The organism is Streptomyces sp. P5F9 (genome assembly GCF_057961495.1).
The window spans coordinates 1-5,362 of record NZ_JBXVPZ010000574.1; the positions used below are offsets into that span (position 1 = coordinate 1).

Below are 5,362 nucleotides of genomic sequence, written 5' to 3' on the forward strand. Positions count from 1 at the left end.
GATGAGGACACTTCGACCACCGCGACTTCGGATGCCCACACTCCTTGAAGAACGACCCCATCCCACGAACCAACGAATCCGAAGCCATGGCTTGCTGACCCCTTACAGCCGACGCTGACAGTTTGCTGACCGTCAGAGCTCCGAGTCGCCGCCGACCTGCGCAAACGCGCGCAGGGTCGCCTTTGTTCTGGAACTGGATCGGCCGCACCCAGGAGGAGATCCAGCAGGCCCGCACGGACTGGATGACCGGCAGCCGCTTCGGCGAGGTGAAGGGGTACGACGGGGCGCCGCTACCGGCTCCCGAGCTGCCTCCTGTGGGGTTGAAGCCGCGAGGAAGAGTGCGCTGACCTGCTGGGGCGTGCCACAGGTTGCGAGTGACGGGGCTTGAGAGGCTTGGCGTGGGCGGGCTCCGGTGGTCGTCGGCAAACCGAGTGCGCGTACGCACCCGACTACCGGCCCGACCACGGCAGGTAGGCGCACTGCAGCACCTCGCCGGGGGCTGTGTGCTGAGCTCCTGGCCCACGTCCAGGCAGCGCAGCCGGACACCGGGCTGCCCGGATCTCGTGTCGTACGGTCCGATGTCGCGGCCGCCCACCGTCCGCGTCTGAACCACTGCCGGGAATCAGGCCGCGACGAGCTCCTGCTCGCGGTCCGGCGTCTCGACCTTGGGCTTCTTGTTCGGCAGTGAGAGCCGGAAGACCTTGTGCCACGCGGAGAACACCTGCTTGGGCAGTGGCCCGGTGACGTACTCCAGCTCGTACTTCTCGAACAGCGCGCGCACCTTCACCGCGACCTCGGCGTACCGGTTGCTGGGCAGGTCCGGGAACAGGTGGTGCTCGATCTGGTGCGAGAGGTTGCCGGTCATGAAGTGCATGGCCTTGCTGCCGCTGATGTTCGCCGAGCCCATCATCTGGCGCAGGTACCACTGGCCGCGCGTCTCGCCCCTGATCGACCGGCGCTCGAAGACCTGCACGCCCTCGGGGAAGTGCCCGCACATGATCACCGAGTGGGTCCAGATGTTGCGGACCAGGTTCGCGGTGAACGTGGCGGCGAGCGTGGGGAGGAACGACGGGCCCGACAGCAACGGGTGGATCACGTAGTCCTTGAGCACCTGCTTGCGGATCTTGCGGCCCACGGCCTTGGCCCGCGCGCGGAACTCCGGGTGCTTGCGGCGGCGCTTGCTCAGGTTCTTGCCGAGTTCCAGGTCGTACGCCGCGATGCCGTACTCGAAGAAGCAGGCGTTGATGAAGTTCCACAGCGGCTGGCCGAGGTGGAACGGGTGCCACCTCTGGTCCTCGTCGACGCGCATGATGCCGTAGCCGAGGTCGTTGTCCTTGCCGATCACGTTGGTGTACGTGTGGTGCAGCTCGTTGTGCGAGTGCTTCCACTGCTCGGACGGCGAGACGTGATCCCACTCCCAGGTGGTGGAGTGGATCTTCGGGTCCCGCATCCAGTCCCACTGGCCGTGCAGGATGTTGTGGCCGATCTCCATGTTGTCCATGATCTTCGCCACGGACAGCCCGGCGGTGCCGATCAGCCACGCGGGCGGGAAGAGCGAGAACAGCAGCACGCCCCTGCTGACCAGTTCGAGCTTGCGCTGCGCCGAGATGACCTTGCGGATGTAGGCGGCGTCCTTCTCGCCGCGGCCGGCGATCACCTCGTCGCGGATCGCGTCCAGTTCGCGGCCGAGCTCCTCGATCTGCTCCGCGGTCAGGTGGGCGGTGGGGTCGATGGCGGTCAAGGTGCTCCTACCGTTCGATGTCGCAGGGGCCCGCCGCGGCGGACACGCAGGTCTGGATGAGGACGCCCGGCTCGGCCTCGGTGATCTCGCCGGTGCGCAGGTCGCGGACGGCGCCCGCCTTGAGCGGGGTGACGCAGCCGAAGCAGATGCCCATGCGGCACCCGGAGGGCATGAGCACGCCGGCTTCCTCGCCGACGTCCAGCAACGGCGTGGCGCCGTCCGCGTCGACGGTCCTGCCGGTGGCGCTGAACGTGACCTCGCCGCCGTCGCCGGTGACGACGATGCCGGGGCGGAAGCGTTCGATGTGCAGGCGCTCTTGGACGCCGTGCTCGCTCCAGTGCTCTTCGGCGGCGTCGAGCAGGCCCGCGGGCCCGCAGGCCCAGGTCTCGCGCTCGGCCCAGTCGGGCACGAGTCCGTCGAGACGGGCGATGTCGAGCTTGCCGTCCGTGTCGGTGTGCACCTCGGTGAGCCGCAGCCTCTTGTCCGCGACCAAGGCGTGCAGTTCGTCGCGGAAGATCACGTCCTGCGGCCGTGGCGCGCAGTGGACCATGACGACGTCGTCGAACTCGGTGTCGCGCAGCATGCCCATCACGGGCGTGATGCCGCTGCCGGCCGTCAGGTAGAGCACCTTGGCGGGCTTGGCCCGCGGCAGCACGAAGTCACCGGTCGCCTGATCGAGCTGGATCAGCGTGCCCGGTTTCGCTCTGCGGACCAGGTGGTTGCTGACCTTGCCGTCCGGGATCGCCTTCACGGTGATCGTGACGCGGCCGTCCTGGCGGTCTGTCGGTGAGGTGATGGAGTAGGCACGCCACAGGCGCACCCCGTCGACGTCGACCCCGATCCGCACGTACTGACCGGCCGTGTGGCCGCGCCAGCCCCGTCCCGGCCTGATCACGACAGTCGCGGCGTCACCCGTCTCGGGATGCACGGCCTCGATGCGCCCCCGCAGGTCGGCGCCCGCACGCAGCGGGCTGACCAGGTCGAGGTAGTCCGACGGCAGCAGCGGCGTCGTGACCATCTCCAGCAGTTTCCACGCCCTGCTGCGGAGGGCTGTACTCGTCATGACTTCAGCTTGCTGCGCCTCAGGGCGTAAAGTCCTGACCGCAGGACGTGAATCTGGTCGGATGAATTGTTCGCAGGGAACAAAAACGTGAGTCATGCAATTCGGAGGGCCAGCGAACTGGCCCTGGATGAGACGACGGTCACGGCAATGCGGGCAGCGCTGAAGACCACTGCCGACGAGGTCGTCGAGGCGATCATCGACGAGGTCCCTTCCTACGCCAACGCCCTTTCGGGCCGCATGGGCGCCACCATCCGCCGAGCCGTCCGCACCGCCCTGGGCCACTACCTGGACCTCGCGAGCGGGAACGCCACAGGCGGCGACGCCGGTGACGCGGCCTACGAGCTGGGCCGCGGCGAGGTGCGCGACGGCCGTTCCATGGACGCCCTGCTCAGCGCCTACCGCGTCGGCGCCCGGGTGGCCTGGCGATGCCTGGCAGCGGGTGCCGTACCCGCAGGTCTGCCCGCCGCCGAGGTCGCCAAGTTCGCCGAGCTGACCTTCGCCTACATCGACGAGCTCTCCGCCGCGAGCGCCGCGGGCCACGCCGACGAACTGGCCGCCCGGGGCAGGGACCGCGAGCGCCACCTGGAACACCTGGCCCGCGACCTCCTCGCCGGCGTGAGCCCGGACGTGCTGCTGGCCTCTGCTCAACGGGCCGGGTGGCAGCCTCCGGTTGCGCTGACCGCGGTCCTGTTGCCCGCCGCCCAGGCCCGGCCTGCCTACCGCGCCCTCGACCCGAGCACCCTCGTCCTCGACGACCTGCCGGACGCCACCGGTGTACTGCTCGTCCCCGATGCCGACCGGTCACATCTCCTGCGGCAGCTGACCGACCGCACCGCCGTCGTCGGCCCGGCCCGGCCATGGACTCGTGCGTCCGCCTCGTACGCGCGAGCCGTACGCGCGCGCTCCCTCTCCTCTGATATTCGCGACACCGAGGACCACCTGCCCGAGCTGGTGCTGAGCGCCGACGCGGACGCGCTCGCAGACCTGCGTGCCCGAGCCCTCGCACCGTTGCGGACCCTGCCTGTCCCGACCGCGCGGCGGCTGGAGGAGACGCTGCGGGAGTGGCTGCTGCACCAGGGCAGGCGGGACGAGGTGGCGGCGGCGTTGTTCGTCCATCCCCAGACGGTCCGGTACCGGATGTCGCAGCTGCGGGAGCTGTTTCCGGATCTCGCATCGCCGCAGCGGGTCCTTGAACTGACGCTGGCGGTCGGTCTTGGGGTCGGCTGATGCCTCCTTCGACCGTCCACGAACGCGTCCGCGAGCGGTCCAGGAATCGTGCAGCGTTCTCGGTGCCCTCAGCCGGCTCATGCGGCCCGGAGGGCGAGCGGTCTCCGCCGGCTGAGGCCTGGAGCTGATGTGAAGACCGGACAAGGCCTCGGGAAGCCCGTCGGGGCGTTGGTCCTGGCACGAGCTGACCCGCGGGCGCGCGGAGGGCTGCAGCTGGGTGACCGGCGGGGCGGCCGGGCCGGGTCACCAGGAGCGGGGGGCCAGGCCGCTCGCGCCGGGACCACCGTGGTTCTGCGACGGCCCGGCGCCTCCCTTCCCGCAGGCCAACGGGACGACCTACCGGGCCGGCCTGGCGCACCGCGCGAGGGATGATGGGGATGGAATGACGGAACGTGAGATCAGGAGCTCCCATGGCGCAGCGGGTTCACCGGCCCCGTGAGGACGCGGAGTTCGATTTCATCCTCGGGATGAGCGGCGTCCCGGTCCTCGCATACTTCACCGGGACATGGCCCAAGGCGATCGAGCCCTGCCGGGTGATGGACCTCGTCGTGGGTGCCATCGCCGACGACTACGCGGGCCGCCTGACGGCCGTCCGCGCCGACATCACCCGTTGTCCGGCCGCGACCGAGCGATACGGGATCACCGGAGCGCCGTCCTGCGTCCTGCTGAAGGAGGGAGAGGCGGTGGCGCACGGCACGGGGCCCATGACCACCGCCGAGGTGCGGAAGTTCCTGGACGGCCACCTCTGAGCGGCCGCCGCGGCACGAGGCCGCGACGCCCGTCACGGCAGTCGCCCGGCTGCGGCCACGATCTCGGGAAAGCCCGGTCCCATGCCGGTGCCCCGGCGTGAGCGCAGCACCACGGTGCCGGCCTCGACGGACAAAGCACCCTGGCATTCCAACACTGCCCCATGCAGGCGCCGTGTGCGGTGGCCACCGGGCCGCACCAACACGCCCGCCTGCCGCAGTCGGTCCAGGTGCAGGTCGAGCAGGCGCCGTGGCGCCCGGTCGGCCACCAGACGGTGCCGGAACTCGCTCAGCGCGGAGTGGCCGAACCCGGGATCGGTTGACTCCGGCGTTCGGAGAGCCGGACCAGGTTTTGGACTGCAGGTATAGTGGTTGGACACACAGTCTTAAGCGAGGGGCAGGAATGACGGACGGCAAGTCGGCCCCGGACGCCGAACGCGACGCCATCATCGCCGCGTTGGTGCCTGTGGCCGACGGGATCGCGGCGACGTTCGGTCCGGTGTGCGAGGTGGTGCTGCACGACTACCGGCGCCCGGAGAAGTCGGTGGTCGCCGTCGCCGGAGCACTGACCGGGCGGGCCGTGGG

Annotated in this window: 6 protein-coding genes and 1 pseudogene; 5 read left to right on the forward strand and 2 right to left on the reverse strand. The window is 69.9% G+C overall.

Annotated elements, in window-relative coordinates:
* Window positions 1-182 precede the first annotated feature (182 nt).
* A pseudogene (locus AC31A1_RS45880) lies at window positions 183-347 on the forward strand (pirin family protein); the annotation flags it as partial.
* Window positions 348-622: 275 nt separating this feature from the next.
* Here the strand turns inward: AC31A1_RS45880 and AC31A1_RS45885 are convergent.
* Together AC31A1_RS45885 and AC31A1_RS45890 are read right to left on the reverse strand one after the other, a co-directional pair.
* The gene (locus tag AC31A1_RS45885; RefSeq protein ID WP_489659010.1) at window positions 623-1,741 is read right to left on the reverse strand and encodes a fatty acid desaturase family protein; all 1,119 of its coding nucleotides are present in this window, start codon (window positions 1,739-1,741) and stop codon (window positions 623-625) included.
* Window positions 1,742-1,748: 7 nt separating this feature from the next.
* On the reverse strand, window positions 1,749-2,804 hold the full coding sequence (locus AC31A1_RS45890) for a ferredoxin reductase (protein ID WP_489659011.1): 1,056 nt from the start codon (window positions 2,802-2,804) through the stop codon (window positions 1,749-1,751).
* Between the two features lie 87 nt (window positions 2,805-2,891).
* Between AC31A1_RS45890 and AC31A1_RS45895 the strand changes: the two genes are divergently transcribed.
* The 4 genes from AC31A1_RS45895 to AC31A1_RS45910 form a co-directional block, all read left to right on the forward strand.
* Complete coding sequence (locus tag AC31A1_RS45895) at window positions 2,892-4,031, forward strand: PucR family transcriptional regulator (RefSeq protein ID WP_489659012.1); 1,140 nt, start codon at window positions 2,892-2,894, stop codon at window positions 4,029-4,031.
* Between the two features lie 410 nt (window positions 4,032-4,441).
* On the forward strand, window positions 4,442-4,780 hold the full coding sequence (locus tag AC31A1_RS45900) for a thioredoxin family protein (RefSeq protein ID WP_489659013.1): 339 nt from the start codon (window positions 4,442-4,444) through the stop codon (window positions 4,778-4,780).
* 161 nt (window positions 4,781-4,941) lie between these two features.
* Window positions 4,942-5,100 (forward strand): hypothetical protein, encoded by a 159-nt coding sequence (locus AC31A1_RS45905; RefSeq protein ID WP_489659014.1) that lies wholly within the window; start codon window positions 4,942-4,944, stop codon window positions 5,098-5,100.
* Between the two features lie 80 nt (window positions 5,101-5,180).
* Window positions 5,181-5,362: PAS domain-containing protein (locus tag AC31A1_RS45910; protein ID WP_489659015.1), on the forward strand; the 182-nt coding region annotated here is incomplete at its 3' end.

Coding starts and splice junctions, on each gene's coding strand:
- AC31A1_RS45890 (WP_489659011.1), bottom strand. CDS start 2,804: ATGACGAGTACAGCCCTCCGCAGCAGGGCGTGGAAACTGCTGGAGATG.
- AC31A1_RS45900 (WP_489659013.1), top strand. CDS start 4,442: ATGGCGCAGCGGGTTCACCGGCCCCGTGAGGACGCGGAGTTCGATTTC.
- AC31A1_RS45905 (WP_489659014.1), top strand. CDS start 4,942: ATGCAGGCGCCGTGTGCGGTGGCCACCGGGCCGCACCAACACGCCCGC.